This window comes from Streptomyces sp. NPDC029014, from assembly GCF_055564695.1.
In genome coordinates, this window is sequence record NZ_JBVHVT010000039.1 from 13,322 (window position 1) to 39,799 (window position 26,478).

A 26,478-nucleotide genomic window follows, 5' to 3' on the forward strand; every position below is an offset into this window, starting at 1 on the left:
ATGGGCGAGCAGCACGCTGTGAAGTTCCCGAAGGAGGTCCTGGACGAGTACGCGGCCCTGGGCATCGACCTGCCCGCGCTGTTCTCGGCGGGCCACCTCGGCGAGCGGATGGACATCCGCATCCTGGAGGCGGCCCCCGACCGGGTCGTGGGCACGATGCCGGTCGAGGGCAACACCCAGCCCTACGGGCTCCTGCACGGCGGCGCCTCCGCCGTGCTCGCCGAGACCCTCGGCTCGATCGGCGCGATGCTCCACGGCGGCATCACCAAGATCGCCGTCGGCGTGGACCTGAACTGCACCCACCACCGCGGGGTCCGCTCCGGCCTCGTCACCGGCGTCGCCACGCCCGTGCACCGCGGCCGCTCCACCGCCACCTACGAGATCGTGATCAGCGACGAGCAGGAGCGGCGGGTGTGCAGCGCCCGCCTGACCTGCCTGCTGCGCGACGCCGCCGCCGCTCCGACCGCGGAGGCCTGACCCGGCCCGCACCCCCGGTCCCCACGGGCCCGGACCCCACCCCCGCCCGGGGTGGGGGGGGGGGGGCGGGGCGTGGGGGCCCCCCCCCCCCCCCCGCCCCACCCCCCCCCCCCCCCCCCCCCCCCCCCCCCCCCCCCCCCCCCCCCCCCCCCCCACCCCTCTCCCCCCCCCCCCCCCGCGCCGTGCCCGCCCCCGCCCCTCCACGGCCCCGCCTCACCGCTCCCCCGCCTCCGCGCTCCTCCCACGGCCCCGTCAGCCACGCCGACCGCCCGGAATCCGCCAGTCCTGACCCGCCCCGCGCACGGCCGTTGTGTCACCGAAGGTGACGGCCTACCGTCGCCTGCATGGGTACCCAGCCACCCCGCGCGGCCCGGTACGGCGCCGCCGCGCTCCTCGTGACCCTGGCTCTCGGGGCGGGCTCCGGGTGCACGCCCGACGGCCCGAAGTCCCCCCGGGGGGCTGCCCCGAGCCCTTCTCCACCTGCCCGGATCTGCACAACTCTGGTGTCCTACTGGGCGAAAGAGGCCCTCAAGGGCAGTTACTGGGCCGGGCTGGACTGGGAGCAGAAGGGGATGTCCAATGCGCAGTACGCGATCCATGAGGAAGCCGTCGCCGCAGGTCGCACCGAAGAGCGAACTGCCGGTCGGGACAAGGCACTTGAGCTGATCGACCGGCTCGTCGCGCAGCGCTGCACGGAGCAGGACGGGGCCACCTGGAGCTCCGAGAACTGGCGGCCGCCCAGCCCGGCCGGGTGACCGGAATCCCGAGCACGCTGTCCGGCTTCCGGGCACCCGGCGGGGGACGACCGGGCCGGGGTTAGGGGGCGTTCCGCCCGTTTCGGTCGCGATCCAATCGTACGAAGTGGATCAAGGAGCGTCATTACCATCAGTAATGCCCACGCCCGACAGAATCGCCCTTTTCCCTCGCAGAAAGCCGCCCTGGGGATTCTTTCGGACACGCGCTGCGACATTCGGCCCGATTTGATCTATGACAGGACCATGAGGCCCTCAAGCCCCTTAGAGAACCGGGGAATTCTCACGATGCGGACGCCCGGCAGCGTCGCCAAACGCCCGATCTGTCCGAACTCCCGCCTCACATTCTTGGCCTTGGCATAACAAGACAGTCACATCCTCCTTTCCCCGCTCCCCCGCGCTCACCACCTCGGCCTAGAGTCACGGCCAGTCACCGCGCCACAGAGCGCAAACCAGCACGGCCGTGGAACTCCCAGTGCGGCCCGGCTCCCGTTCGGCACCCTCAACTCGAGGGCGGCCGCGCCAGGGAAAGGAAGAATCGTGCGACACCGTTCTCTGCTTGTCCTCACGACCGTGATCACCACGGGAGCCCTCACCCTCACCGCCTGCGGCTCCCGCGATGCGGGGAAGACCGGGGACAAGGCCGACGGTTCCAAGACCGTCGTCGTCATCGGCGTTGACGCCCCCCTCACCGGCTCCCTTTCCGCTCTCGGCCAGGGCATCAAGAACTCCGTTGACCTCGCGGCCAAGACCGCGAACAAGAACAACGAAGTCCCCGGCGTGGAATTCAAGGTCGAAGGCCTCGACGACCAGGCAGTTCCTGCCTCCGGCCAGGCAAACGCCACCAAGCTCGTAGGCAACAAGGACGTTCTCGGCGTCGTCGGCCCCCTGAACTCGGGCGTCGCCCAGCAGATGCAGGGCGTCTTCGCCTCCGCCAACCTCGCCCAGGTCTCCCCGGCCAACACCAACCCGGCCCTCAGCCAGGGCGACAACTGGGGCAAGGGCGAGTTCAAGCGCCCCTTCAAGACCTACTTCCGCACCGCCGCCACCGACGTCGTCCAGGGCAAGTTCGCCGCCCAGTACCTCTTCAAGGACGCCGGCAAGAAGAAGGTCTTCGTCGTCGACGACAAGCAGACCTACGGCGCCGGCCTCGCCGGCATCTTCGCCGAGGAGTTCAAGAAGCTCGGCGGCGAGGTCGTCGGCACCGACCACGTCACCGTGAAGGAGACCGACTTCTCCTCCACCGCCGACAAGGTCAAGTCCTCCGGCGCCGACTCCGTCTACTTCGGCGGCCAGTACCCCGAGGGCGGCCTGCTCTCCGACCAGATCAAGAAGACCGGCGCCAACGTCCCGCTCTTCGGTGGTGACGGCATCTACGACCCGGCCTTCATCTCCGCCTCCGCCGAGGCCAACGACGGCGACCTCGCCACCTCCATCGGCGCCCCCGTCGAGAAGCTCGACACCGCCAAGAAGTTCATCGAGGACTACAAGGCGGGCGGCTACAAGGACCCGTACGCGGCCTACGGCGGCTACTCCTACGACGCCGGCTGGGCCGTCATCCAGGCCGTCAAGGCCGTCGTCGCCGCCAACGGCGGCAAGGTCCCGACCGACGCCCGCGCCAAGGTCGTCGAGGCCCTCGGCAAGGTCTCCTTCGACGGCGTCACCGGCAAGGTCTCCTTCGACGAGTACGGCGACACCACCAACAAGCAGCTCACGGTCTACAAGGTCGAGGGCGGCAAGTGGATCGACGTCAAGAGCGACACCTTCAACCAGTAGTCGCCACGCCTGACGGCAACCACACCTGAACCACCCCCCAAGAACCAAGCCGCGCGAGGGCGCAAACAGCGCCCTCGCGCGGACTCTTATCCGACACGCACATCGGAGGCCCTGCGGTGCACGAACTGCCGCAACAGCTGGCCAACGGCCTTTCCCTCGGTGCCCTCTACGGCCTCATCGCCATCGGGTACACCATGGTTTACGGCATCGTCCAGCTCATCAACTTCGCCCACGGCGAGATCTTCATGATCGGGGGCTTCGGCGCCCTCACCACCTACACCGCACTCCCGAGCGGAACCTCGCTCCTGGTGGCGATACCCCTCATGATCCTCGGAGGCGCCCTCGCCTCCGTCGCCGTGGCGACCGCGGCGGAACGCTTCGCCTACCGGCCACTGCGCAGCGCCCCCCGCCTGGCACCCCTCATCACCGCCATCGGCCTCTCGATCGCGCTCCAGCAGCTCGTCTGGCAGTTCTACCCGGACGCCAAGAAGGCAGTGACCTTCCCCGAGTTCACCGGCAAGGCGTTCCAGATCACCGACAACCTGGCGATCCAGCGCTCCGACGCCTTCGTCCTGGCCCTGGCCCCGCTCTGCATGCTCGCCCTCGGCGTCTTCGTCTCCAAGAGCCGCAGCGGCCGCGCCATGCAGGCCACCGCCCAGGACCCCGACACCGCCAAGCTCATGGGCATCAACACCGACCGCATCATCGTCATGGCCTTCGCCATCGGTGCCGCGTTCGCCGCCGTCGCCGCCGTCGCCTACGGCGTCGACAAGGGCCAGATCAACTTCGAGATGGGCTTCATCCTCGGACTCAAGGCCTTCACCGCAGCCGTCCTCGGCGGCATCGGCAACATCTACGGCGCCATGGTCGGCGGCGTCGTCCTCGGCCTCGCCGAATCGCTCTCGATCGCCTACATCGAGGACATCCCGGGCATGCAGCAGCTCGGCGGCGGCGCCTGGTCCAACGTCTGGGCCTTCGTGCTCCTCATCGTCGTCCTCCTCGTGCGGCCCCAAGGCCTGCTCGGCCAGCGCGTCACGGATCGGGCGTGAGAACCATGACCACCAACGAAGCCACCCTCAGCCCCGCCGTGGTCGAGGAGACCGACAACAGCACCACCCTGCTGTACGCCATCGCCGGCGGCTCCCTCCTCACCGTCATCAGCGCCTTCACCGCCTGGACCTGGACCGCCGCCTTCCCCGGCGACCTCACCATCTACGGCAACCCGGCGCCCCTGCAGCTCCTCACGCTCATCGGCGCCCTGCTGACCGCCCTCTACGCCCTCTCCGCCCTGGGCACCAAGGGCCTCGGCTGGCTCGCCCCCAAGGGCACCACCCAGCCCCTGCGGTTCCTCGCCCTCGGCGCCGCCGCCACCACCTGGTTCACCGCGATCGCCATCTCGGTCGAACTCGGCGGCGTCGTCAACCTCGAACCCGGCGCCTACCTCGCCCTCGTCGCCTCCCTGATCCCGGCCATCGCCGCGTTCAAGCTCACCGACGACACCCGCAAGGCCGCCGCCACCACCACGAAGCTGCCCTCCTGGGCCGAGATCCTGATCATCGTCGGCGTCTACGCCCTCGCCCTCTTCGTGATCACCTTCGGCATCGACACCGATGACAAGGAACCGCAGCTCTTCGTCGCGTACCTGATCACGGTCAGCCTCGCCGCCACCGGCCTCCTCAAGTCCGGCGTCACCGACCGCTTCGCCGAGATCACCGCGAACCACCGCCAGGTCGCCGTCATCGCGACCGCGGCCGCCTTCATCGCCTTCCCCCTCATCCAGCAGAGCGGCGACACCTACACCCTCATCGCGGTCAACATCCTGATCTTCGCGACCGTCGCGCTCGGCCTCAACGTCGTCGTCGGCCTCGCCGGCCTCCTCGACCTCGGCTACGTCGCCTTCCTCGGCGTCGGCGCCTACACCGCCGCCCTGGTCTCCGGAAGCACCGCCTCCGCCTTCGGCCTCCACCTCCCCTTCTGGGCCGCGGTCATCGTCGGCGCGCTCGCCTCCCTGGTCTTCGGCGTCGTCATCGGCGCCCCGACCCTCCGCCTGCGCGGCGACTACCTCGCCATCGTCACCCTCGGCTTCGGAGAAATCTTCCGCATCGCCATGGGCAACCTCGACGGCACCTCCGGCCCCCAGGTCACCAACGGCCCCAACGGCATCCCGAACATCCCCCACCTCGAACTCTTCGGGTGGAACTTCGGCGAATCCCACAACGTCCTTGGCATCACCCTCGGCGCCTACGCCAACTACTACCTCCTGATGCTGCTGGTCATGGCCCTGGTCATCCTGGTCTTCGCCCGCGCCGGCAACAGCCGCATCGGACGCGCCTGGGTCGCCATCCGCGAGGACGAGACCGCCGCCGAAGCCATGGGCATCAACGGCTTCCGCGTCAAGCTCATCGCCTTCGCCCTCGGCGCCACCCTCGCCGGCCTCGCCGGCACCGTCCAGGCCCACGTCAACACCACGGTCGTCCCCGAGAACTACGTCTTCGCCGGACCCGTACCCCCCAACTCCGCGTTCCTCCTCGCCGCCGTCATCCTCGGCGGCATGGGAACCATCCGCGGCCCCATCCTCGGCTCCGCACTCCTCTTCCTGATCCCCGCGAAGCTCCAGTTCCTCCAGGACTACCAGCTCCTCGGATTCGGCATCGCCCTCATCCTGCTCATGCGCCTGCGCCCCGAAGGCCTCATCGCCAACAAGCGCGCACAGCTCGAGTTCCACGACGACACCGCCGACCAGGCTCCCACCGACCTGGCCACGGCCAAGGCGGGTGCGTGAACACCATGACGACCACCACCGACACCACCACCAAGCCCGCCGCCGCCCCGGCCGGCGAGACGGTCCTCCAGGCCAGCGGCGTCACCATGCGCTTCGGCGGCCTCACCGCCGTCAAGGGCGTCGACCTCCACGTCAACGCCGGCGAGATCGTCGGTCTCATCGGCCCCAACGGCGCCGGCAAGACCACCTTCTTCAACTGCCTCACCGGCCTGTACGTCCCCACCGAGGGCACCGTCAGCTACAAGGGCACCGTCCTGCCGCCCAAGCCGCACCTGGTCACCAAGGCCGGCATCGCCCGCACCTTCCAGAACATCCGGCTCTTCCACAACATGACGGTCCTGGAGAACGTCCTCGTCGGACGCCACACCCGGACCAAGGAAGGCCTCTGGTCGGCCCTCCTGCGCGGCCCCGGCTTCAAGAAGGCCGAAGCCGCCTCCGAGGCCCGCGCCATGGAACTCCTCGAGTTCATCGGCCTGGAGCACAAGGCCCAGCACCTGGCGAAGAACCTCCCCTACGGCGAGCAGCGCAAGCTCGAAATCGCCCGCGCCCTCGCCAGCGACCCCGGCCTCCTGCTCCTCGACGAGCCCACGGCCGGCATGAACCCGCAGGAGACCCGCGCCGCGGAAGAGCTCATCTTCGCCATCCGCGACATGGGCATCGCCGTCCTCGTCATCGAGCACGACATGCGGTTCATCTTCAACCTCTGCGACCGCGTCGCCTGCCTCGTCCAGGGCGAGAAGCTCATCGAGGGCACCGCCTCCGAGGTCCAGGGCGACGAGCGCGTCATCGCCGCCTACCTCGGCGAACCCTTCGAGCCCCCGGCCGCCGAGGCCGCGGCCGAGGAGTCCGAGGCCGCTGAGGCTACGGAGACCGAGGCCACGGAGACCGAGGCCGCTGAGGCTGAGGCCGAGTCCACCGAGGCCGAGTCCGAGGAGACCGAAGCCCCCGCGGCCGACGCCGAGGCGACGGAAGCCGAGGCGACCGACGCGGAGGCGACCGAAACCCCCGAGGCGACGGAAGCCGCCGACACCACGGACGCCGACACGACCGAGGCGACGGAGACGGAGGCCGACACCACGGACGCCCCCGCCCCCACCACCGAGGCGGCAGCCGCGGACAGCACCACCAGCAAGGACGGAGAAGCCAAGTGACCGCACTCCTCGAGGTCAACGACCTCAAGGTGGCCTACGGCAAGATCGAAGCCGTCAAGGGCATCTCCTTCACTGTCGAGCAGGGCCAGATCGTCTGCCTCGTCGGCACCAACGGCGCCGGCAAGACCACCACCCTGCGCACCCTGTCGGGACTCATCAAGCCCCGCTCCGGCAGCATCACCTTCGACGGCCAGCCCCTGGGCACCGTCCCCGCCCACAAGATCGTCTCCCTGGGCCTCGCCCACTCCCCCGAGGGACGCCACATCTTCCCCCGGCTGACGATCGCCGAGAACCTCCAGCTCGGAGCCTTCCTCCGCAGCGACAAGGACGGCATCGAGAAGGACATCCAGCGCGCCTACGAGATGTTCCCCATCCTGGGCGAACGCCGCAAGCAGGCCGCCGGCACCCTCTCGGGCGGTGAGCAGCAGATGCTCGCCATGGGACGGGCCCTCATGTCCCGCCCCAAGCTCCTCATGCTGGACGAGCCCTCCATGGGCCTCTCCCCGCTGATGATGCACAAGATCATGGCCACCATCGCCGAGCTCAAGTCCACGGGCACCACCATCCTGCTCGTCGAGCAGAACGCCCAGGCCGCGCTCTCGCTGGCCGACCAGGCCCACGTGATGGAGATCGGCAAGATCGTGCTCTCGGGCACCGGCCAGGAGCTGCTCCACAACGAGGACGTCCGCAAGGCCTACCTCGGCGAGGACTGACCCCGCCACACCCCGCACGACGCGTGAGGCCCGCCACCGCAACCCGGTGGCGGGCCTCACGCGTTGCCGCGCGCACGCGGCGTTCGGCGTACGGGAACTACCCCTTGGAGGCGTTCTTCTTCTCCTCGGCGTCCTCGATGACCGCCTCCGCGACCTGCTGCATCGACATGCGCCGGTCCATCGACGTCTTCTGGATCCACCGGAACGCCGCCGGCTCCGTCAGCCCGTACTGCGTCTGCAGGATGCTCTTGGCCCGGTCCACCAGCTTCCGGGTCTCCAGCCGCTGGGAGAGGTCCGCGACCTCCTGCTCCAGCGCGCGCAGCTCCGCGAAGCGGGAGACGGCCATCTCGATGGCCGGCACCACGTCGCTCTTGCTGAACGGCTTCACCAGATACGCCATGGCCCCGGCGTCCCGGGCCCGCTCGACGAGGTCGCGCTGCGAGAACGCCGTCAACATCAGGACCGGTGCGATGGACTCCTGCGCGATCTTCTCCGCGGCGGAGATCCCGTCCAGGACGGGCATCTTCACGTCGAGGATGACGAGGTCGGGCCGGTGCTCACGGGCCAGCTCGACGGCGCTCTGGCCGTCGCCGGCCTCGCCGACCACCGAGTAGCCCTCTTCCTCCAGCATCTCTTTGAGGTCGAGACGGATGAGCGCCTCGTCCTCGGCGATGACGACGCGGGTCGTCAGCGGCGGAACGTGCGACTGGTCGGCGTCGGGCGTGGGCGTCGACTCGTGCTCGGCGGTCACGGGGCTCCTCCTTGCGGGCATATCAAGCTCCCCTGAGCCTACCGAGCTCCTGTAAGGTGGAGACGCGCAGGGCTCGCCGCAGCCTTCGTTTCTTAGGCCCCAGTACTCCAACGGTTAGAGAGACGGTGCTCAAACCACCGACAGTGTGGGTTCGAATCCCACCTGGGGCACTTTTTCCTTAATTTCCATGGTCACGCGATAACGCGCGACCATCGCGCTTTCCAGGAAAAGCCGCCATATTGCGCCATCCGTGGCGCCCTTCTGAGCCACCGTCGCACGCACGCCACGCCGAGCGACCAGGAACACCTCCACCGAAGCCCTCACCCTGGGCACTCAAAGCGGACGCTCCCCTTCGGATGAACGTTCGGCTTTTTGCTACCCAAAGACAGGAGTCGTGACGCAGGGTAGCAACATGAGCGCATACGACCTCCCTGTGCGAGAGACAGCACTGGCCCTGTTACGCAGCGGCACGCCGAACGCCGAAGCGGCCCGGCGTCTCCGCGTTCCGCCGGGCACCATCGGCTACTGGAAGCATCTCGACCGGGCGAAGCGCGGCGAATGCCCGGGGCGGCACGACCCGGCCTGCCCGCGGTGCGACGGCACGCCCCTCGACGAAGAGGCCTATGCCTACACCCTCGGCCTCTATTTGGGCGACGGGCACATCAGCCGATACTCCGGGCACCGGGTCCCCAACCTGATGATCACGTGCGATGAGCACTGGCCCGGTCTGATGGACCTGGCGGAAGAAGCCCTGCGCCGCCTGTTCCCACAGAACTCGGTCTGCCGCGTACGCAAGATCGGCTGCCGCAACGTCAAGGTGTACTCGAATCACCTGCCGTGCCTGTTCCCGCAGCACGGGCCGGGCAGGAAGCACGAGCGGTCGATCGTCCTCGAAGACTGGCAGCAGGCGATCGTCGACGCCCACCCATGGGATTTCGTCCGGGGTCTCATACATTCGGACGGCTGCCGGATAACCAACTGGACCACCCGCACGGTCGGTGGCGAGCGCAAGCGCTACGAGTACCCCCGGTACCTCTTCGCCAACAAGTCGGACGACATTCGGAAGCTCCTCACGGACACGCTCACCCGGCTCGGCGTGCAGTGGACCGTCCTTGCGCGCGGCGGCGAGCCGTTCAACGTCTCCGTCGCCCGTAAGGAGTCCGTGGCGCTCATGGATCTGCACGTCGGGCCGAAGCACTAGCTACTGGCGGGCGTAGGAGCCGATGCCGACCAGGCAGTAGACGTATTCGTTGATGGGGACGCCGTTGCGGGTGTAGCGGTGGGAGAACGCGTACTGGGTCTTGGGGTTGGCGTCGCAGCGGCTCATGTCGGAGGTGAAGGAGAAGCGCTGGATGACGCGGTAGTGGGCGTCCGACGCCGAGCAGGACACCTCGTCGACGTTGTTGACGCGGGTGGCGGTGGTGGAGTCGGGGAGGGTTCCGTTGAGGCAGGTGCCCTCGTCGTAGGGGCTGGGGTCGGGGGTCGAGGGGATGGGGGACGGCGCGCCCGGGAGGTTGAGGGTGGGGAGGGCGGGCGGTGACCAGGACGGGGTCGGGGCGCTGGAGGTGGGGCGGCTGCCGGTGTCCTCGTCGTTGGCCAGGGCGGCTATGCCTGCGATCAGGCCTGCGGCGATGAGGAGGCCCAGGAGGCAGCCGAGGGGGTTGGACTTCTTCGGTGCGGGGGCGCCGGCCACGCGGACGCGGAGGAGGACCTCGGTGGTGCCGAGTTGGCCGCGGACGAGTTCGCCGTCGCGGGCGGGTGGGACGCGGAGGTCGGCGGTGGTGCCGTTCTGGAGGGGGAGGGTGATGACGACGCCGGCGGCGGCCTGCTGGGGTGTGAGGGTGATGGGGATTTCCTGTTGCGACACCGGCTGCTCCAAGGGTGGGGGGACGTCCGGGATTGTGCCGGGTGCGGGGGTGGTGACGCAGGCATTCCGGTGGAGTGTGGTCGGTTCGGTACGCAGGAACGCCCCCGCCTTCGTGGGGCGGGGGCGTGCAGGGCGCGTGCGCGGGTCGGCGGGTCTCGGGTCAGCGGACGGCGTCGCCGATGTGGTGGACGCGGACCAGGTTGGTGGTGCCGGTGACGCCGGGGGGTGAGCCGGCGGTGATGACGACGGTGTCGCCGGGTACGCAGCGGCCGATGCGCAGGAGTTCTTCTTCGACCTGGGCGACCATGGCGTCGGTGGAGTCGACGTGGGGGCCGAGGAAGGTTTCGGTGCCCCAGGTGAGGTTGAGCTGGGAGCGGGTGGCGGGGTCGGGGGTGAAGGCGAGGAGGGGGATGGGTGAGCGGTAGCGGGAGAGTCGGCGGACGGTGTCGCCGCTCTGGGTGAAGGCGACGAGGAATTTGGCGCCGAGGAAGTCGCCGATCTCGGCGGCTGCGCGGGCGACGGCTCCGGCCTGGGTGCGGGGTTTGTTGCGTTCGGTGAGTGGGGGGAGGCCCTTGGCGAGGATGTCCTGTTCGGCGGCTTCGACGATGCGGGCCATGGTGGTGACGGTTTCGACGGGGTGTTTGCCGACGCTGGTTTCGCCGGAGAGCATGACGGCGTCGGTGCCGTCGATGACGGCGTTGGCGACGTCGGAGGCTTCGGCGCGGGTGGGCCGTGAGTTCTCGATCATCGATTCGAGCATCTGGGTGGCGACGATGACCGGTTTGGCGTTGCGCTTGGCGAGTTTGATGGCGCGCTTCTGGACGAGGGGGACTTGTTCGAGTGGCATTTCGACGCCGAGGTCGCCGCGGGCGACCATGATGCCGTCGAAGGCGGCGACGATGTCGTCGATGTTGTCGACAGCTTGGGGTTTTTCGATTTTGGCGATGACGGGGAGGCGTCGGCCTTCCTCGTCCATGATGCGGTGGACGTCTTCGATGTCGCGGCCGTTGCGGACGAAGGAGAGGGCGATGACGTCGGCGCCGGTGCGCAGGGCCCAGCGGAGGTCTTCGGTGTCCTTGTCGGAGAGGGCGGGGACGGAGACGGCGACTCCGGGGAGGTTGAGTCCCTTGTGGTCGGAGACCATGCCGCCTTCGATGACGTGGGTGTGGATGCGGGGGCCGTCGATGGCGGTGACTTCGAGGGTGACGCGGCCGTCGTCGACGAGGATGCGTTCGCCGGGGGTGACGTCGGTGGCGAGGCCTTGGTAGGTGGTGCTGCAGGTGTGGCGGTCGCCGGGGGTGTGTTCGGTGGTGATGGTGAAGGTGTCGCCGCGTTCAAGGAGTACGGGTCCTTCGGCGAAGCGTCCGAGTCGGATCTTCGGGCCTTGAAGGTCGACGAGGATGCCGACGCTGCGGCCGGTTTCGTCGGAGGCCTTGCGTACGCGGAGGTAGCGCTCCTCGTGTTCGGCGTAGGTGCCGTGGCTGAGGTTGAGGCGGGCGATGTCCATTCCGGCTTCGACCAGGGTTTTGATCCGCTCGTAGGAGCCGGTGGCGGGGCCCAGGGTGCATACGATTTTTGCTCGGCGCATGGGGGGAGCGTATGCCCTACCGGGGGGTAGGTAATGGGGTCCGGGTGTCCGCTCAACAACCTTTGGTTGAAGGGTTGTTGACAATTGTTGAATGTGCGTGGGGGTGCTCTGATGAGCACCCCCACGGGCGGTTCTCAGAGCCGTGGCGGGGTCATGGTGAAGCGTGCGTTGACCTGGGCGCGGACGGTTTGGCGCTGGGGTTCGAGGTCGAGCGGCGGGGCGGCGGTTTCGGCGTCGGTGAAGGCCATGGAGCGGACGGCGCCGGCGGGGGCGGCGGCGAAGGGCATGGCGTTCTCGGCGCCTTCGTCGGCGAGTTCGACGAGGGCGGTGAGGTCGGCGCCGAGGGCGGCGGCGTATTCGCGGGCGCGTTGGACGGCTTCGAGGACGGCTTGGCGGCGGGCTTCGCCGTGGGCGGGTGAGGTGGGGCGCAGGGACCACCAGGGGCCGTCGACCTGGGTGAGGTCGAGGTCGGCGAGGCGGGTGGTGAGTTCGCCGAGGGCGGTGAAGTCGGTGAGTTCGGCGGTGATGTGGACGCGGCCGTGGTAGGCGCGGATGCGTTCGCCGCGGCCGTGGCGGGTGAGTTCGGGGGTGATGGAGAAGGCGCCGGTTTCGGTTTTTTCGACGGCTTCGCCGTAGGTCTTGATGAGTTCGAGGGCTGCGTTGTTGCGGCGGGTGAGGTCTTCGAGGGCGGTGCGTCGGTCGGTGCCGCGGGCGCTGACGGTGATGCCGATGCGGGCGATTTCGGGGTCGACTTCGAGGAGGGCTTCGCCGCGGACGGCGACGCGGGGGGTGTCCGGGGTGCCGTAGGGCGGGTGGGGTGCGTCGTGGGTGGTGGTCATGGTTTCACTGTGGCACTGCCGGCGGTCGGAGGTCACCGGATCGAGATGCGGAGGGGGGTGGTTCGGTTGTTACCGATGGGTCAGAATCTACGCGCGTTGTCAGCCACTTCAAGACGACGCCTGAACAGGGGAGATGACATGGCGTTGGACCGCAGGACGTTTCTGGGGACGTCGGCCGCTACGGGTGCGGCCGTGGCGCTGACGGGGGCCGCGGGCAGCCCGGCTGCCGCGGCGACCTCGGCGGATCCGGGTTCGCGGCAGCCGCGGACGTATGCGTTCACGGTGATGGGGACGACCGATCTGCACGGGAACGTCTTCAACTGGGACTACTTCACGGACAAGGAGTTCGACGACAAGGCGCACAACGACGTGGGTCTGGCGAAGATCTCGACGCTGGTGAACCGGGTGCGGGCGGAGAAGGGGCGTTGCAACACGCTGCTCATCGACGCGGGCGACACCATCCAGGGCACGCAGCTGTCGTACTACTACGCGAAGGTGGATCCGATCACGGCGCGCCGTGGTCCGGTGCACCCGATGGCGCAGGCGATGAACACGATCGGCTATGACGCGGCGGCGCTGGGCAACCACGAGTTCAACTACGGCATTCCGGTGCTGCGGAAGTTCCAGGAGCAGTGTGATTTTCCGCTGCTGGGGGCGAACGCGCTGGATGCGAAGTCGCTGCGGCCGGCGTTCCCCCCGTACAGCATGCACCGGTTGCGGACTCCGCAGGGGCGGGACGTGAAGGTGGCGGTGCTGGGTCTGACGAATCCGGGTATCGCGATCTGGGACAAGGCCAATGTGCAGGGGAAGATGACGTTCCCGGGGCTGGAGGAGCAGGCGGCGAAGTACGTGCCGAAGCTGCGGTCGATGGGTGCGGACGTGGTGATCGTGTCGGCGCATTCGGGGTCGAGCGGTACGTCTTCGTACGGTGACCAGCTGCCGTACATCGAGAACGCGGCGGGTCTGGTGGCGGAGCAGGTGCCGGGGATCGACGCGATCCTGGTGGGGCACGCGCACACGGAGATCCCGGAGTACCGGGTGAAGAACAAGGCGACCGGCAAGGACGTGGTGCTGTCGGAGCCGTTGAAGTGGGGGCAGCGGCTGACGTTGTTCGACTTCGAGCTGACGTGGGCGAAGGGCTCGTGGTCGGTGGCGAAGGTGTCGGCGCGGGTGCTGAACTCGAACGAGGTCGAGGAGGACCCGAAGATCGTCCGGATGTTGTCGGACGAGCACCGGAAGGTGGTGCAGTACGTCAACCAGGTGATCGGTACGTCGACGCAGGGGATGTCGTCGGCGGACGGTCCGGTCAGGGACGTGCCGATCATCGATCTGATCAACCACGTGCAGGCGGAGACGGTGAAGGGGGCCCTGGCCGGTACGGAGTGGGCGTCGCTGCCGGTGCTGTCGCAGGCGTCGTGCTTCTCGCGGACGGCAGTGATCCCGGAGGGGAAGGTGACGTTGCGGGATGCGGCGGGGTTGTACCCGTTCGAGAACACGCTCGAGGCGCGGGTGCTGACGGGTGCGCAGGTGAAGGACTATCTGGAGTATTCGGCCCGGTACTTCGTGCAGACGGCTCCGGATGCGGTGGTGGATCCGGCGAAGCTGACGAACGCGGAGGGCGTCCCGGACTACAACTACGACGCGGTGTACGGGCTGGTGTACGACATCGACATCGCGCAGCCGAAGGGTTCGCGGATTTCGGGGCTGTCGTTCCAGGGCAAGCCGGTGGATCCGCAGGCGCGGTTCGTGTTGGCGGTGAACAACTACCGGGCGTCGGGTGGTGGGGCGTTCCCCCACGTGCCGCAGGCGAAGCAGGTGTGGGCGAATTCCGACGAGATCCGCAACACGATCATTTCGTGGGTGAAGGCGAAGGGGACGATCGATCCGTCGCAGTTCGCGTCGGTGGACTGGCGTCTGACGCGGGCCGGCGTTCCCGTCTTCTGATCCCGGTCCTGATCGGGTCCTGATCCCTGCGGGGTGTCAGGGGCATTCGGCCAGTGGGAGCAGTTCGATCGTGGGTGTGGGGCGGGGCTGCTCCCGCTGTTCGAGGCCGAAGGTGGTGAAGGTGGTGCGGGTGGGTTCGGGGTAGGGGTTTTTGCCGGTGAGGGTGTTGAGGATGGTGGCGCTGCGTCGGGCGGTGAGGCCGAGGTCGGGGGCTGCGATGCCGTGGGTGTGGCGTTCGCCGTTCTGGACGAAGATGCTGCCGGTGATGGTGGGGGCGAGGACCATGCGGTGGTGTTCGTCGATGCGGGGGCGTCCGGAGGAGTCCCGGCGCAGGTAGGGGTCGAGTCCTGCGAGGAGTGGGGAGAGGGGTCGTTCCTGGTAGCCGGTGGCGAGGACGACGGCGTCGGTGGTGAGGCGGGAGCGGGTGCCCTGCTGGGTGTGTTCGAGGTGGAGTTCGACCTTGGTGGTGGCGACGCGGCCGGCGGTGCGGACGGTGACTCCGGGGGTGAGGACGGTGTCGGGCCAGCCGCCGTGGAGGGTGCGGGTGTAGAGCTCGTGGTGGATGGCGGCGAGGGTGGCGGGGTCGACGCCCTTGTGGAGCTGCCATTGGGTGGGCAGGAGCCGGTCGCGGACGGGTTCGGGGAGGGCGTGGAAGTAGCGGGTGTAGTCGGGGGTGAAGTGTTCGAGGCCGAGCTTGGTGTGTTCCCTGGGGGCGAAGGAGGGGGTGCGGGTGAGCCAGGTGAGGCGTTCGCGGCCGGCGGGGCGGGCGCGCAGGAGGTCGAGGAAGATCTCGGCGCCGGACTGGCCTGATCCGATGACGGTGACGTGGTCGGCGGCGAGGATGCGGGTGCGGTGGTCCAGGTAGTCGGCGGCGTGGATGACGGGGACGGTGGGGGCGTCGGCGAGGGGGCGCAGGGGGTCGGGGACGTGGGGGGCGGTGCCGATGCCGAGGGCGAGGTGGCGGGTGTGGGTGCGGCCGAGGGCTTCGGCTTCGGCTTCGCCGTCGGCGCCGATGCGGGTGTGGTCGACTTCGAAGAGGCTGCGTTCGGGGTTCCAGCGGACGGCGTCGACCTGGTGGCCGAAGTGGAGTCCGGGGAGGCGGCCGGCGACCCAGCGGCAGTAGGCGTCGTAGTCGGCGCGGGGGATGTGGAGCTGCTGGGCGAAGTAGAAGGGGTGGAGCCGGTCCTTGTGCTTGAGGTAGTTGAGGTAGGTCCAGGGGCTGGTGGGGTCGGCGAGGGTGACGAGGTCGGCGAGGAAGGGGACTTGGAGGGTGGTGCCGTCGAGGAGGAGCCCGGGGTGCCAGTGGAAGTCGCGGTGTCGTTCGTAGAAGGCGGTGGCGAGTTCGCCGGTTCCTTGGGCGGGGAGGCCGTGGGCGAGGGCGGCGAGGGAGAGGTTGTTGGGGCCGATGCCGATTCCGACGAGGTCGAGGGGTGTATCGAGGGGTGCGGTCATCGGTGGTGTCCTCGGGAGCGGGTCGGGTGGGGGGCGGCCGGCCCTGTGGTGCGGGGGCTTGGCGCAGGTGCTGCGGCGGTGGCGGCCCGGGCACCCGCCGGGTACAACGACCAGACCCGAATGGGGTAACCGCCCGGGGGTGGGGACGCGGTGCGGCCGCCGCCCCGGTGAGATCGGGCGGCGGCCGCATGGTGTTGCCGGGGGCGGTGGTGGTGCGGGTCAGGCCTGGCGGATGCGCAGGGCGCGGGCGAGGTCGTCGAGCTGGTCGGTGAGGCCGCGGTGCAGGCGGGGGACGACGTCGGGGTCGGTGAGGGCGGCCTGGCCGGTCGTGAGGTGCTCGGCGTCGACGGCGTGGGCGGGGAAGGCGTGGTGGGCGGCGGCCGCGGCGATGGCGGGGCCGCGGCGGGTGGCCAGGGCGATGGCGTCGGGGTAGTAGCGGGGGACGTAGGCGTGGACGAGGTCGGCCTGTTCGGGCTGCCAGAAGCCGCGGGCGGTGGCGGTGAAGAGGTAGTTGGACAGGCTGTCGTCGTGGAAGAGGCGGTTCCAGGCGGTGGCCTTGGCCTCGGCGGTGGGCAGGGATGCGCGGCAGCGGGCGGCTCCCTCCTCGCCGGTGGCGCTGGGGTCTGCGGCGAGGGCGGCGTCGATGGCGGCGTCGTCGACGGCGCCGAGGACGCTGAGCCGGGCGAGGATGCGCCAGCGCAGTTCGGGGTCGAGGGCGGGGCCGCCGGGGACGGTGTCGTCGTCGAGCCAGGCGGTGAGGGTGTCGGGCTGGGCGGCGCTGTCGATGAGGACGCGTACGGCGGCCAGGCGCAGGCCGGGGTCGGTGCCGTCCTCGGTGCGGCGCAGCAGGGCGCGGGCGATGGAGGTGATCGCGGCGAGGGCTGCGGGGCGGTGTTCGGGGGTGAGGTAGTGGTCGGCGATCTCGGTGCGGGTGAAGGTGAGGACGCCCTGGACGATGGCGAGGTCGGCTTCGTGGGGGAGGTGGGTCTCGGCGGTGGTGAGGTAGGAGGCGGGGGCGAGTTCGCCGTCGCGGACCATGTCGCGCAGGGCGTTCCACACCACGGTGCGGGTGAGCGGGTCGGGGAGGGCGGACAGGCTGCGCAGGGCGGTGCCGAGGGAGGTTCCGTCGAGGCGGACCTTGGCGTAGCTGAGGTCGGTGTCGTTGAGGAGGAGGAGTGCGGGGCGGGGCCCGTCGGCGGAGACGACCTCGTCGGTGGGGACGTCGAGGGTGAGGGGTTCGCGGGCTTCGAGGGTGTTGTCGGGTTCGCGGTCGTAGAGGCCGACGGCGATGTGGTGGGGGCGGGTGCCGTGGTGGTCGACGGTGAGGGTCCAGCCGCCGTGGCCCTCTTCGATGCGGGGGGTGAGGGTGTCGATGCCGGTGGTGCGCAGCCAGGTGTCGGCCCAGGCGTGGACGTCGCGGTCGGTGTGGGCGGCGAGGGAGTCGACGAAGTCGGCGAGTGAGGCGTTGGCGAACTTGTGGCGGGCGAAGTGGGTGTTGATGCCGGCGAGGAAGTCCTTCTCGCCCATCCAGGCGACGAGTTGGCGCAGGGCGGAGGCGCCCTTGGCGTAGGAGATGCCGTCGAAGTTGAGGAGGGCGGAGTCGGTGTCGGGGACGGCGGCGGCGTCGGGGGCGACGGCGTGGGTGGAGGGCCGCTGGTCGGCGTCGTAGCCCCAGGGCTTGCGTTCCATGCCGAATTCGGTCCAGGTGCCGGTGAAGCGGGTGGCTTCGGTGAGGGTCTGGTAGCCCATGTACTCGGCGAAGGACTCGTTGAGCCAGATGTCGTCCCACCAGCGGAGGGTGACGAGGTCGCCGAACCACATGTGGGCCATCTCGTGGGCGATGACCATGGCGCGGCGCTGGCGTTCGGCGTCGGTGACGGCGGAGCGGAAGACGTACTGGTCGCGGAAGGTGACGAGGCCGGGGTTCTCCATGGCGCCGGCGTTGAACTCGGGGACGAAGGCCTGGTCGTAGGAGTCGAAGGGGTAGGGCTCGGTGAACTTCTCGTGGTAGCGGTCGTAGCAGGCGGTGGTGACGGCGAGGATCTCGTCGGCGTCGGCGTCGAGGTGGGGGGCGAGGGAGCGGCGGCAGTGGATGCCGAAGGGCAGGCCGGCGTGTTCGGTGCGGATGCTGTGCCAGGGGCCTGCGGCGACGGCGGCGAGGTAGGTGGAGATGACGGGGGTGGGGGCCGAGGTCCAGATGCCGGCGCCGTCGGTGTCGCGGTCGCCGGTGCGGGTGGTGATGCCGTTGGCGAGGACGGTCCAGTGGGCGGGGGCGGTGACGGTGAACTCGAAGACGGCCTTGAGGTCGGGCTGGTCGAAGGCCGGGTAGACGCGCTGGACGTCGTCGAGGAACAGCTGGGTGTAGACGTAGGTCTCGCCGTCCGCGGGGTCGGTGAAGCGGTGCAGGCCCTCGCCGGTGCGGGAGTAGCGCATGCGGGCGTCGAGGCGCAGTTCGTGGGGGCCCTCGGCGAGGCCGGTGAGGGGCAGGCGGTTGCCGCTGAGGGTGGCCGGGTCCAGGGGGTGGCCGTCGAGTGCGGCGGAGCGCAGCTCGTCCGGCTTGAGCTCCACGAAGGTGTCGCCGGCGGTGCGGGCGGTGAAGCGGATGACGGTCGTGGAGTCGAAGGTGTCCTCGCCGCCGGTGAGGTCGAGGGCGACGGCGTAGTGGTGGACGTCGAGGAGCCGGGCTCGGGCTTGCGCTTCGCTGCGCGTCAGTGCGGACATGGGGCCCATGCTGCCCGAAGGGTGGGCCCGGGCCGCCTAGTCTTCGCGCGCAGCGATCGTCTCGTGGTGCCGGATCACTTCGGCGATGATGAAGTTCAGGAGCTTCTCGGCGAAGGCCGGGTCGAGCTTGGCGTTCTCGGCGAGCTGGCGCAGGCGGGCGATCTGGTTGGCCTCGCGCTGCGGGTCGGCGGGGGGCAGCTGGTGGCGGGCCTTGAGGTGGCCGACCTGCTGGGTGCATTTGAAGCGTTCGGCGAGCATGTGGACCACGGCGGCGTCGATGTTGTCGATGCTGTCGCGCAGACGGGCCAGCTCTGCGGTGACGTCGGCGTCGGGCGCGTCGGGGTGGCTGTTGTTCATGGTCACCGAGAATACGTGGCGGCCGGGGGGCGGGGGGTCGGCCGGCCGATCGGTGAGACGGTACGACCCCGAGCTGCCGGTTCGCTGCCGTTCCGCTGCCGCCACGGGGGGGCGGGGGTGCCGGTTCCGCTACCGGTTCGCTGCCGCTGTGGGGGCCCGGGCGGAGGCGTATCCGGTACGGCGGTCGGGGGAAGCCGGGGCCGTAGCCGTACGGGCCCGTAGGCCGGGGGCCCGGCCGGTGCGGCGGTCGGGGGCTGGGGCCGTAGCGGATACGGGGCCGGGGCCGGGGCGCAGCCGCCACGGCGATCGGGAGCTGGGGCGGTAGCCGACGCGCGTCCGGGGGGCCGGGGCCACAGCTGGTGCGGGAGTTCGGGGGCCGGGCCGTGGACGGCACGGCGACTGGGGCCGGGCCGTGGCTGGTACGGCGACTGGGGCCGGGCCGTGGCTGGTACGGCGGCCGGCGCGGGGACCGGGGCCGGGCCGCGACCGGGGCCGGTACGGGGGTTGGAGGCCGGGGGCGCAGGAGGTGCGGGGGCGGGGGGCTGGTCGCTGCGGCGGGGCCGGGGTGGTGCGCGGTCGGGCTGGGGGCTTGTCAACCCCGGGGGCGGGATGTGCGTCTCTCCGGTGGGTGCGTGGGCGGGTGGTCCACCGTGGAGGTGCGCGGGGGTGAACTCGCCGAGGCCGAGGGGTGGTGGCGATCACGGTGCACGGGCTGTCCCGGCGGTTCGCGGGGTGGGTGCCCGGCGGGTGCCCCGGTGCGGGGCGCCCGCCGGGCCGGGGCCGGTCAGAGGTTCGCGGCCGCCGCCTTGATCGCGGCGGCGAAGGTCGAGACCTCGGTGTAGACGCCGGGGTAGTTGGGTCGGGCGCAGCCCTGGCCCCAGCTGACGATGCCGACCTGGATCCAGTTGTTGGCGTCGTCGCGGCGGAACATGGGGCCGCCGGAGTCGCCCTGGCAGGTGTCGACGCCGCCCTGGGCGTAGCCGGCGCAGATCTCCTCGGCGGGGACGAGGGAGCTGCCGTAGGAGCTCTTGCAGGAGGCGTCGGAGACGAAGGGGACGCCGGCCTTGAGCAGGTAGCGCTGCTGGCCGCCGCCTTCGCGGGCGGCGCCCCAGCCGGCGACGGTGAAGGTGCCGGTGTCGTACTGCTTGGTCTCGGCGATCTTGAGGGTGGGCAGGTTGATCGGCTTGGCGAGCTTGATCAGGGCCCAGTCCTTGCCCTGGCCGTTGTAGCCGGGGGCCTGGAGGACCTTGGTGGACTTGACCTTGATGGCGCTGCTGCTGTTGAGGTCGACGACCCCGGCGGTGGCGGTGATGGAGGTGTTGTTGCCGGAGCCGTTCACGCAGTGGGCGGCGGTCAGCACGATCTGCTGGGTGTAGAGGGCTCCGCCGCAGCCCATGGAGAGGCGCACCATGAAGGGGAACTCGCCCTGGGCGGCGCGGGTGCCGCCGACGACGGGGTTCGGGGACGCGGTGGCGGTGCCGGGCTGGAGGCTGGCGGCGGCGAGGGCGACGGCGCCGACGGCGAGGGTGCGCTTGAGGAGGGTGCCGAGGGTCGTGGACACAGTCAACACACTGCCTTTCGTGGGGGGTTGGGCCGTGCGCGTCATCGGGTGAATGACACGTACATGTCACACCCGGGGCTGTGCGGGCTTCAAGGACCCGTTTTCGGACACCGACGTTCGGGAGGTGCGGCATGAGCGCCCACCGCGGCCGCGGCAGCCCCGTCGAGCACGGCTTTCCCCACCTCGCCACCGTGCGCGCGGCGATCACCGCCCTGCTGCGGCGGCTGCCGGATGACGGGATCCGGCCGTACGCCGTGGGCCTCTCCCCCGCCGACGCCGCCTTCACCGACGCCGACGAGCTCCACCTCGGGGCGCACCGCGTGGCCTCCGCGGTCGTCGCCGCGCTGGGGCTGCCGGACGCCCGGATGGTGGTCGCGTTCCGCCCGATGCAGGAGGCGGCCACCGTCGAACTGGCCGCCGGCCCCGAGTACTTCGTCGAGGTCAACGACCGCTTCCGCACCCACCGCCGCGACCTGGCCGCGGCCCTGGCCCACGAGGCCACCCACGTCCTGCTGCACCGGCTCGGCCTGCGCTTCCCCACCACCGCGGACGACGAGGTCCTCACCGACACCGCGGCCGCCCTGCTGGGCGTGGGCTGGCTGCTCCTCGACGCCTACCGGGAGGACGCGCTCGGCCACCAGAAGCTCGGCTACCTGACGCCGGAGGAGTTCGGGTACGTCCTCGCCAAGCGGGAGCTGCTGGTGGGCGAGGACCTCTCCACCCGGTTCACCAGCCCGCAGGCGTACGAGGCCCACGTACGCGGACGCGCGCTCGCCGACCGGGACCTGCGCCGGGCTCCCCTAGCGGCGGCGGACGCGGCGGAGCGCCGCCGGTACGCGCGCGAGCGCCGCGCCCGGGCGGAGGCGGGCGGTCCGGGCGCGGGCGGTCCGGGCGCCAGCGGTCCGGCGGCGAGCAGGTCCTGGGCGGGCCGCGCCGCCGCTCCCGGGTACCGCTTCGAACGGGTCGGCGGCGGTCTGCGGGTGACCTTCGACTGTCCGGTGTGCGGGCAGCGGCTCCGGCTGCCGGTGGCGGGGCGGCTGCGGGCCCGCTGCGGGTTGTGCCGAACGGTCCTGGACTGCGACACGTAGCCGGCGGACCACGGCGCCCGGCCGGGGCCGCCCCTCCCGCCCCGGGGGCGCTCAGACCTCGTCGGGGACGCGGTCGTCGTCGTCCTCCCCGGTGCCGCGCGGCCGGTGGTGGGAGCGGATCTCCAGGACGGCGATCCGGAGGGCGACGTACGCCAGACAGATCCACAGCAAGACATGCGGCCAGTCCATGCAGCCGGACTGCCCGGCCCGGTGGGGCGGAACACTCGCGTCCGGCGGATGCACCGCACAACTTGTCGGCCCGGACGCGGTTGGGGGAGGGGGTGCAGTGGGTAGTGATACCCCATCGCACGAGTGCCGGTCCGGTCCCGACCCCTCGCCAGGGGGCCGGGGCCGATCCGTGTCCGGGTCGGGTCGCCGCGCGGCCGCCCCACCGGCCGCCCAGCCGGTTCGCCCGCCGAACCGCCCCGGTGTCAGGGCGCCGGCTCCGCCCCGTACACCGGGTGCGGCGGCCGGGCCGAGGCCAGGAGGCCCGTGGCGGCCTCGCCTGCCTCCGCCGGGGTCCAGCGGGCGCCGCGGTCGGCGCTGGGGCCGGGGTGCCAGCCCTCCATCACCGTGATCCGGCCGCCCTCGGCCTCGAAGACGCGGCCCGTGACCCCCGCCGAGGCGTCGCTGCCGAGCCACACCACCAGCGGGGAGACGTTCTCCGGGGCCATCGCGTCGAACTTCCCCTCCCCCGGCGCCGCCATGGTGCGCGCGAAGACCTCCTCCGTCATCCGGGTCCGCGCGGCCGGGGCGATGGCGTTGACCTGCACCCCGTACCGGTCCAGCTCCGCCGCGGCGACCAGCGTCAGGCCGAGGACGCCCGCCTTGGCCGCGCTGTAGCAGCCCTGTCCGACCGAGCCGGCCAGTCCGGCGCCCGACGAGGTGTTCACCACCCGCGCCGCGACCCGGCGGCCCGCCTTGGCCTCCGCGCGCCAGTACGCCGCCGCGTGCTTCAGCGGCAGGAAGTGCCCCTTCAGGTGCACCCGCACCACCGCGTCCCAGTCCTCCTCCGCCAGGTTGACGAGCATCCGGTCGCGCAGGAAGCCCGCGTTGTTGACCAGGGTGTCCAGCCGGCCGAACACGTCCAGCGCGCAGTCCACCAGCGAGGCCGCGCCCTGCGACGTGGCGATGTCCCCGCCGTGCGCCACCGCCTCCCCGCCGCGCGCCCGGATCTCGGCGACGACCTGCGCCGCCGGGCCGCCGGAGCCCTCCGCGCCGAACCCGGCGCCGCCCGCGCAGCCCGCGCCGCCGGGCTCTCCCTCCCGGCCCACGTCCAGGTCGTTGACGACGACCCTCGCGCCCTCCGCCGCGAACGCCAGCGCATGGGACCGGCCCAGCCCCCGGCCCGCGCCGGTCACCGCGACGACCCGCCCCCGCGCCATGCCGCCGGCCGCGCCGCCCGCGCCGCCGGCCCTGCCGCCCGCCGTGTCGAATGCCGTGCCGTCCGCCATGTCAGTCCTCCTTGTTGGCCGTTGCCGCGTCCAGGAACGCGGGGCGCTCGCCGCCCCCGTGCACCAGCAGGCTCGCCCCGCTCACGTACCCCGCCCGGTCCGAGGCCAGGAACACCGCCGCCGCGCCCACGTCGGCCGGCTCGGCCAGCCGGCCCAGCGGGACCGTGGCCGCCACCGCCGCGACCCCGGCGGCGTCCCCGTAGTGCAGGTGCGCCAGTTCGGTCCGCACCATGCCCAGGACCAGCGTGTTCACCCGTACTTCGGGCGCCCACTCGACCGCCATGGAGCGCGCCAGGTGCTCCAGGCCCGCCTTGGCGGCCCCGTACGCCGCCGTCCCCGGCGAGGGCCGCGAACCGCTGACGCTGCCGACCATCAGCACCGAGCCGCGCGCGGCGCGCAGCAGCGGGTAGGCGGCGAGCGAGGCGGTCATCGGGGCGAGCAGGTTCAGTTCGAGCACGCGGGCGTGCCGGTCGGCGCCGCCGTCGGCCAGCGGCCGGTACGGGGTGCCGCCGGCGTTGTTGACCAGGCAGTCGAGGCGTCCGTGGGAGCGGGCGAGGGCGTCGAAGAAGTCCTGTACGGCGCCGGGTCGGCGCAGGTCGAGCGGGGCGTGGGCGGCCGTGCGGCCGGCTGCGGTGACCGGTCGGTCGGGTGGGCGGCGGGCGCAGACGACGACGTCCGCCCCGGCTTCGAGGAACGACCGGGCGATGCCGGCGCCGACGCCGCGGGTGCCGCCGGTGATGACGGCGACCCTCCCGTCGAGCTCCATGGGCTGCTACCTTCCTCGCCTAACAAACGTTTGGTGGAAAGGTAGCTGATGCGCTCATGGGTGTCTCCACCTCACGCCCCGGCAAGGGCATCGCACTGGTCACCGTCGACTACCCGCCCGTCAACGCGCTGCCCGTCCGCGGCTGGTACGAGCTCGCCGACGCCGTGCGCGCGGCGGGCCGCGACCCGGACCACCGGTGCGTGGTGCTGGCCGCCGAGGGACGCGGCTTCAACGCCGGGGTCGACATCAAGGAGATGCAGCGGGACCCCGGGCACGACCGTCTGATCGGCGCCAACCGGGGCTGCTACGAGGCGTTCGCGGCGGTGTACGAGTGCGAGGTGCCGGTGGTCGCGGCCGTGCACGGGTTCTGCCTGGGCGGCGGCATCGGGCTCGTCGGCAACGCGGACGCGATCGTCGCCTCCGACGACGCCACGTTCGGCCTGCCCGAGCTCGACCGGGGTGCGCTCGGTGCCGCGACCCACCTGGCCCGGCTGGTCCCGCAGCACCTGATGCGCGCCCTGTACTACACCTCGCGCACCGCGACCGCGGCACAGCTGCACGGGCACGGGTCGGTGTGGGAGGTGGTCCCGCGGGAGCGGCTGCGGGAGGCGGCGCTGGCGCTGGCGGCCGAGATCGCCCGGAAGGACGGGTACCTGATCCGGCTGGCCAAGGCGGCGATCAACGGCATCGACCCGGTGGACGTGCGCCGCAGCTACCGCTTCGAGCAGGGGTTCACGTTCGAGGCCAACCTCAGCGGGGTGGCCGACCGGGTCCGCGACACGTTCGGGAAGGCGGGAAGCGCATGACGGCCGACGGCGGCAAGGTGATGTCCCCCGAGGAGGTCGTGGGGCGGCTGCGCAGCGGGATGACGCTCGGGATCGGCGGCTGGGGGTCGCGGCGCAAGCCCATGGCCCTGGTGCGGGCGCTGCTCCGCTCCGGGATCACCGATCTCACCGTGGTCTCGTACGGCGGCCCCGACGTCGGCCTCCTCGCGGCCGCCGGCCGGATCCGCCACCTCGTGGCCCCGTTCGCCACGCTCGACTCCATCCCGCTGGAGCCGCACTTCCGTGCCGCCCGCGAGGGCGGCGCCCTCACCCTGACCGAGCTCGACGAGGCCATGTTCATGTGGGGCCTGCACGCCGCCGCCAACCGGCTGCCGTTCCTGCCCGTGCGCGCCGGCCTCGGCTCCGACGTCATGCGGGTCAACCCGCACCTGCGGACGGTGACCTCGCCCTATGCGGACGGCGAGGAGCTCGTCGCCGTGCCCGCGCTGCGGATGGACGCCGCGCTCGTCCACCTGAACCGCGCCGACCGGTTCGGCAACGGCCAGTACCTGGGCCCGGACCCGTACTTCGACGACCTGTTCTGCGAGGCGGCCGACACCGCGTACGTCTCCTGCGAGCAGCTCGTCGGGACGGCCGACCTCGCCAAGGCCGGGCCCCCGCAGTCCCTGCTGGTCAGCCGGCACAGCGTCACCGGGGTCGTGGAGACCCCGAACGGCGCGCACTTCACCTCCTGCGTTCCCGACCACGGGCGCGACGAGGCCTTCCAGAAGCTGTACGCGACCACGCCCTGGCCCGAGTTCGCCGCCCGCTTCCTGTCCGGGCCGGACGAGCACGCCTACCAGAGCGCGGTCCGGGCCTGGCACGAGGAGCAGCAATGACCACACCGGCCTCCCCCTCCCCCGCCTCCGCCGCGGGGCCGGCGTCCGGGCCCGCGCCGAGTCGCGCCGAGTCCTGCGTGATCGCCTGCGCCGAGGCGTGGCGGGGCGACGGCGAGGTGCTCGCCAGCCCGATGGGCCTGATCCCCTCGCTGGGGGCCCGCCTGGCCCGCCGGACCTTCTCCCCCGACCTGCTGCTGACCGACGGCGAAGCCCTGCTCGTCGGGCCGGACGGGGACGTCGAGGGCTGGCTCCCGTACCGCCGCCACCTCACGATGGTCACCGGCGGGCGGCGGCACGTGATGATGGGCGCGAGCCAGCTCGACCGGTACGGCAACCAGAACATCTCCTGCATCGGCGACTGGGAGCGGCCGGCCCGGCAGCTCCTCGGGGTGCGGGGCGCGCCCGTCAACACCGTCAACAATCCGGTGAGCTACTGGGTGCCCCGGCATTCGCTGCGGGTGTTCGTCGAGCGGGTCGACATGGTCAGCGGCGTCGGCTACGACCGGGCCGCGGCGGCCGGGGTGGCCCGCTTCCACCGGATCCCGCGGGTGGTCAGCGACCTCGGGGTGTTCGACTTCGAGACGCCGGACCGGTCCATGCGGCTGGCCTCCCTGCACCCGGGCGTGACCGTCGAGGAGGTCCGGGCCGCCACCGGCTTCGCGCTGGCCGTGCCCGAGGAGGTCCCGTACACGCGCCGCCCCACCGGGGAGGAGCTGCGGCTGATCCGCGACGTCCTCGATCCACAGGGCCTGCGCGAGCGGGAAGTGCGGGGCTGA

Annotated in this window: 24 protein-coding genes and 1 tRNA gene; 14 read left to right on the forward strand and 11 right to left on the reverse strand. The window is 71.2% G+C overall.

The window, feature by feature from the left end:
• The 7 genes from ACZ4VL_RS21940 to ACZ4VL_RS21970 all read left to right on the forward strand — a co-directional run bounded on the left by ACZ4VL_RS21940 (position 1) and on the right by ACZ4VL_RS21970 (position 7,651).
• Entirely contained in the window at positions 1–477 is a 477-nt protein-coding gene (locus ACZ4VL_RS21940; protein WP_468202401.1) for a PaaI family thioesterase, read from the forward strand.
• Between the two features lie 344 nt (positions 478–821).
• Positions 822–1,232, forward strand: a complete 411-nt coding sequence (locus ACZ4VL_RS21945; protein ID WP_468202404.1) for a hypothetical protein — start codon at positions 822–824, stop codon at positions 1,230–1,232.
• A gap of 537 nt (positions 1,233–1,769) precedes the next feature.
• On the forward strand, positions 1,770–3,005 hold the full coding sequence (locus ACZ4VL_RS21950) for a branched-chain amino acid ABC transporter substrate-binding protein (RefSeq protein WP_361087967.1): 1,236 nt from the start codon (positions 1,770–1,772) through the stop codon (positions 3,003–3,005).
• A 116-nt stretch (positions 3,006–3,121) separates the two neighbouring features.
• On the forward strand, positions 3,122–4,054 hold the full coding sequence (locus ACZ4VL_RS21955) for a branched-chain amino acid ABC transporter permease (protein WP_361087970.1): 933 nt from the start codon (positions 3,122–3,124) through the stop codon (positions 4,052–4,054).
• Between the two features lie 5 nt (positions 4,055–4,059).
• Entirely contained in the window at positions 4,060–5,787 is a 1,728-nt protein-coding gene (locus ACZ4VL_RS21960; RefSeq protein ID WP_468202407.1) for a branched-chain amino acid ABC transporter permease, read from the forward strand.
• Between the two features lie 5 nt (positions 5,788–5,792).
• A complete protein-coding gene (locus ACZ4VL_RS21965) occupies positions 5,793–6,938 on the forward strand; it encodes an ABC transporter ATP-binding protein (RefSeq protein WP_468202523.1) in 1,146 nt (381 codons plus the stop codon).
• A complete protein-coding gene (locus ACZ4VL_RS21970) occupies positions 6,935–7,651 on the forward strand; it encodes an ABC transporter ATP-binding protein (RefSeq protein WP_361087976.1) in 717 nt (238 codons plus the stop codon). The genes ACZ4VL_RS21965 and ACZ4VL_RS21970 overlap by 4 nt, the downstream gene beginning before the upstream one ends.
• Positions 7,652–7,748: 97 nt before the next feature.
• On the opposite strand, the gene ACZ4VL_RS21975 is transcribed toward ACZ4VL_RS21970, so the two are convergent.
• Positions 7,749–8,402 (reverse strand): ANTAR domain-containing response regulator, encoded by a 654-nt coding sequence (locus ACZ4VL_RS21975; protein ID WP_468202411.1) that lies wholly within the window; start codon positions 8,400–8,402, stop codon positions 7,749–7,751.
• A gap of 96 nt (positions 8,403–8,498) precedes the next feature.
• On the opposite strand from ACZ4VL_RS21975, the gene ACZ4VL_RS21980 reads away from it, so the two are divergent.
• Together ACZ4VL_RS21980 and ACZ4VL_RS21985 are read left to right on the forward strand one after the other, a co-directional pair.
• Positions 8,499–8,572, forward strand: a tRNA-Leu gene (locus ACZ4VL_RS21980).
• A gap of 242 nt (positions 8,573–8,814) precedes the next feature.
• On the forward strand, positions 8,815–9,603 hold the full coding sequence (locus ACZ4VL_RS21985; RefSeq protein WP_468202414.1) for a helix-turn-helix domain-containing protein: 789 nt from the start codon (positions 8,815–8,817) through the stop codon (positions 9,601–9,603).
• On the opposite strand, the gene ACZ4VL_RS21990 is transcribed toward ACZ4VL_RS21985, so the two are convergent.
• The 3 genes from ACZ4VL_RS21990 to ACZ4VL_RS22000 form a co-directional block, all read right to left on the reverse strand.
• On the reverse strand, positions 9,604–10,269 hold the full coding sequence (locus ACZ4VL_RS21990) for an LppU/SCO3897 family protein (protein WP_468202417.1): 666 nt from the start codon (positions 10,267–10,269) through the stop codon (positions 9,604–9,606).
• 160 nt (positions 10,270–10,429) lie between these two features.
• On the reverse strand, positions 10,430–11,857 hold the full coding sequence (pyk, locus tag ACZ4VL_RS21995; RefSeq protein WP_468202420.1) for a pyruvate kinase: 1,428 nt from the start codon (positions 11,855–11,857) through the stop codon (positions 10,430–10,432).
• 134 nt (positions 11,858–11,991) lie between these two features.
• Complete coding sequence (locus tag ACZ4VL_RS22000; protein ID WP_468202422.1) at positions 11,992–12,696, reverse strand: SIMPL domain-containing protein; 705 nt, start codon at positions 12,694–12,696, stop codon at positions 11,992–11,994.
• 138 nt (positions 12,697–12,834) lie between these two features.
• Between ACZ4VL_RS22000 and ACZ4VL_RS22005 the strand changes: the two genes are divergently transcribed.
• A complete protein-coding gene (locus tag ACZ4VL_RS22005) occupies positions 12,835–14,640 on the forward strand; it encodes a 5'-nucleotidase C-terminal domain-containing protein (RefSeq protein ID WP_468202424.1) in 1,806 nt (601 codons plus the stop codon).
• Between the two features lie 36 nt (positions 14,641–14,676).
• On the opposite strand, the gene ACZ4VL_RS22010 is transcribed toward ACZ4VL_RS22005, so the two are convergent.
• The 4 genes from ACZ4VL_RS22010 to ACZ4VL_RS22025 all read right to left on the reverse strand — a co-directional run bounded on the left by ACZ4VL_RS22010 (position 14,677) and on the right by ACZ4VL_RS22025 (position 20,740).
• On the reverse strand, positions 14,677–16,092 hold the full coding sequence (locus tag ACZ4VL_RS22010; protein WP_468202427.1) for a lysine N(6)-hydroxylase/L-ornithine N(5)-oxygenase family protein: 1,416 nt from the start codon (positions 16,090–16,092) through the stop codon (positions 14,677–14,679).
• A gap of 219 nt (positions 16,093–16,311) precedes the next feature.
• Positions 16,312–18,813, reverse strand: a complete 2,502-nt coding sequence (gene pepN, locus ACZ4VL_RS22015) for an aminopeptidase N (protein WP_468202430.1) — start codon at positions 18,811–18,813, stop codon at positions 16,312–16,314.
• A gap of 36 nt (positions 18,814–18,849) precedes the next feature.
• Entirely contained in the window at positions 18,850–19,170 is a 321-nt protein-coding gene (locus ACZ4VL_RS22020; RefSeq protein WP_468202432.1) for a chorismate mutase, read from the reverse strand.
• Between the two features lie 784 nt (positions 19,171–19,954).
• Positions 19,955–20,740, reverse strand: coding sequence for a S1 family peptidase (locus ACZ4VL_RS22025; RefSeq protein ID WP_468202435.1), 786 nt, complete (start codon positions 20,738–20,740; stop codon positions 19,955–19,957).
• A 122-nt stretch (positions 20,741–20,862) separates the two neighbouring features.
• Between ACZ4VL_RS22025 and ACZ4VL_RS22030 the strand changes: the two genes are divergently transcribed.
• On the forward strand, positions 20,863–21,819 hold the full coding sequence (locus ACZ4VL_RS22030; RefSeq protein WP_468202437.1) for a hypothetical protein: 957 nt from the start codon (positions 20,863–20,865) through the stop codon (positions 21,817–21,819).
• Between the two features lie 51 nt (positions 21,820–21,870).
• Here ACZ4VL_RS22030 and ACZ4VL_RS22035 read toward each other — a convergent pair whose 3' ends face one another.
• The 3 genes from ACZ4VL_RS22035 to ACZ4VL_RS22045 all read right to left on the reverse strand — a co-directional run bounded on the left by ACZ4VL_RS22035 (position 21,871) and on the right by ACZ4VL_RS22045 (position 24,039).
• A complete protein-coding gene (locus ACZ4VL_RS22035; RefSeq protein ID WP_468202440.1) occupies positions 21,871–22,008 on the reverse strand; it encodes a hypothetical protein in 138 nt (45 codons plus the stop codon).
• 242 nt (positions 22,009–22,250) lie between these two features.
• On the reverse strand, positions 22,251–23,204 hold the full coding sequence (locus tag ACZ4VL_RS22040; protein WP_468202526.1) for an SDR family oxidoreductase: 954 nt from the start codon (positions 23,202–23,204) through the stop codon (positions 22,251–22,253).
• A 70-nt stretch (positions 23,205–23,274) separates the two neighbouring features.
• A complete protein-coding gene (locus ACZ4VL_RS22045; RefSeq protein WP_404242108.1) occupies positions 23,275–24,039 on the reverse strand; it encodes an SDR family oxidoreductase in 765 nt (254 codons plus the stop codon).
• 56 nt (positions 24,040–24,095) lie between these two features.
• Between ACZ4VL_RS22045 and ACZ4VL_RS22050 the strand changes: the two genes are divergently transcribed.
• Genes ACZ4VL_RS22050 through ACZ4VL_RS22060 form a run of 3 tightly spaced genes read left to right on the forward strand, consistent with a single transcriptional unit; the run spans position 24,096 to position 26,478 of the window.
• Positions 24,096–24,845, forward strand: a complete 750-nt coding sequence (locus ACZ4VL_RS22050; protein WP_468202442.1) for an enoyl-CoA hydratase family protein — start codon at positions 24,096–24,098, stop codon at positions 24,843–24,845.
• Positions 24,842–25,702: a CoA transferase subunit A gene (locus ACZ4VL_RS22055; protein WP_468202445.1), complete on the forward strand. Its 861-nt coding sequence runs from the start codon at positions 24,842–24,844 to the stop codon at positions 25,700–25,702. Before ACZ4VL_RS22050 ends, ACZ4VL_RS22055 begins: the two co-directional genes overlap by 4 nt.
• Positions 25,699–26,478 carry a CoA-transferase subunit beta gene (locus tag ACZ4VL_RS22060; protein WP_468202449.1) on the forward strand — a complete coding sequence of 260 codons (780 nt, stop codon included), beginning with the start codon at positions 25,699–25,701 and terminating at the stop codon, positions 26,476–26,478. The genes ACZ4VL_RS22055 and ACZ4VL_RS22060 overlap by 4 nt, the downstream gene beginning before the upstream one ends.

Excerpts from the sequence above, each read along its gene's own strand:
- ACZ4VL_RS21965 (WP_468202523.1), top strand. The coding sequence starts at position 5,793 with ATGACGACCACCACCGACACCACCACCAAGCCCGCCGCCGCCCCGGCC.
- ACZ4VL_RS22055 (WP_468202445.1), top strand. The coding sequence starts at position 24,842 with ATGACGGCCGACGGCGGCAAGGTGATGTCCCCCGAGGAGGTCGTGGGG.
- ACZ4VL_RS22005 (WP_468202424.1), top strand. The coding sequence starts at position 12,835 with ATGGCGTTGGACCGCAGGACGTTTCTGGGGACGTCGGCCGCTACGGGT.
- ACZ4VL_RS22035 (WP_468202440.1), bottom strand. The coding sequence starts at position 22,008 with ATGGACTGGCCGCATGTCTTGCTGTGGATCTGTCTGGCGTACGTCGCC.
- ACZ4VL_RS22040 (WP_468202526.1), bottom strand. The coding sequence starts at position 23,204 with ATGGCGCGGGGGCGGGTCGTCGCGGTGACCGGCGCGGGCCGGGGGCTG.
- ACZ4VL_RS21945 (WP_468202404.1), top strand. The coding sequence starts at position 822 with ATGGGTACCCAGCCACCCCGCGCGGCCCGGTACGGCGCCGCCGCGCTC.
- ACZ4VL_RS22000 (WP_468202422.1), bottom strand. The coding sequence starts at position 12,696 with ATGACCACCACCCACGACGCACCCCACCCGCCCTACGGCACCCCGGAC.
- ACZ4VL_RS21960 (WP_468202407.1), top strand. The coding sequence starts at position 4,060 with ATGACCACCAACGAAGCCACCCTCAGCCCCGCCGTGGTCGAGGAGACC.
- pyk (WP_468202420.1), bottom strand. The coding sequence starts at position 11,857 with ATGCGCCGAGCAAAAATCGTATGCACCCTGGGCCCCGCCACCGGCTCC.
- ACZ4VL_RS22050 (WP_468202442.1), top strand. The coding sequence starts at position 24,096 with ATGGGTGTCTCCACCTCACGCCCCGGCAAGGGCATCGCACTGGTCACC.
- ACZ4VL_RS22020 (WP_468202432.1), bottom strand. The coding sequence starts at position 19,170 with ATGAACAACAGCCACCCCGACGCGCCCGACGCCGACGTCACCGCAGAG.
- ACZ4VL_RS21940 (WP_468202401.1), top strand. The coding sequence starts at position 1 with ATGGGCGAGCAGCACGCTGTGAAGTTCCCGAAGGAGGTCCTGGACGAG.
- ACZ4VL_RS21985 (WP_468202414.1), top strand. The coding sequence starts at position 8,815 with ATGAGCGCATACGACCTCCCTGTGCGAGAGACAGCACTGGCCCTGTTA.
- ACZ4VL_RS22030 (WP_468202437.1), top strand. The coding sequence starts at position 20,863 with ATGAGCGCCCACCGCGGCCGCGGCAGCCCCGTCGAGCACGGCTTTCCC.
- ACZ4VL_RS22010 (WP_468202427.1), bottom strand. The coding sequence starts at position 16,092 with ATGACCGCACCCCTCGATACACCCCTCGACCTCGTCGGAATCGGCATC.
- ACZ4VL_RS22045 (WP_404242108.1), bottom strand. The coding sequence starts at position 24,039 with ATGGAGCTCGACGGGAGGGTCGCCGTCATCACCGGCGGCACCCGCGGC.
- pepN (WP_468202430.1), bottom strand. The coding sequence starts at position 18,813 with ATGTCCGCACTGACGCGCAGCGAAGCGCAAGCCCGAGCCCGGCTCCTC.
- ACZ4VL_RS22060 (WP_468202449.1), top strand. The coding sequence starts at position 25,699 with ATGACCACACCGGCCTCCCCCTCCCCCGCCTCCGCCGCGGGGCCGGCG.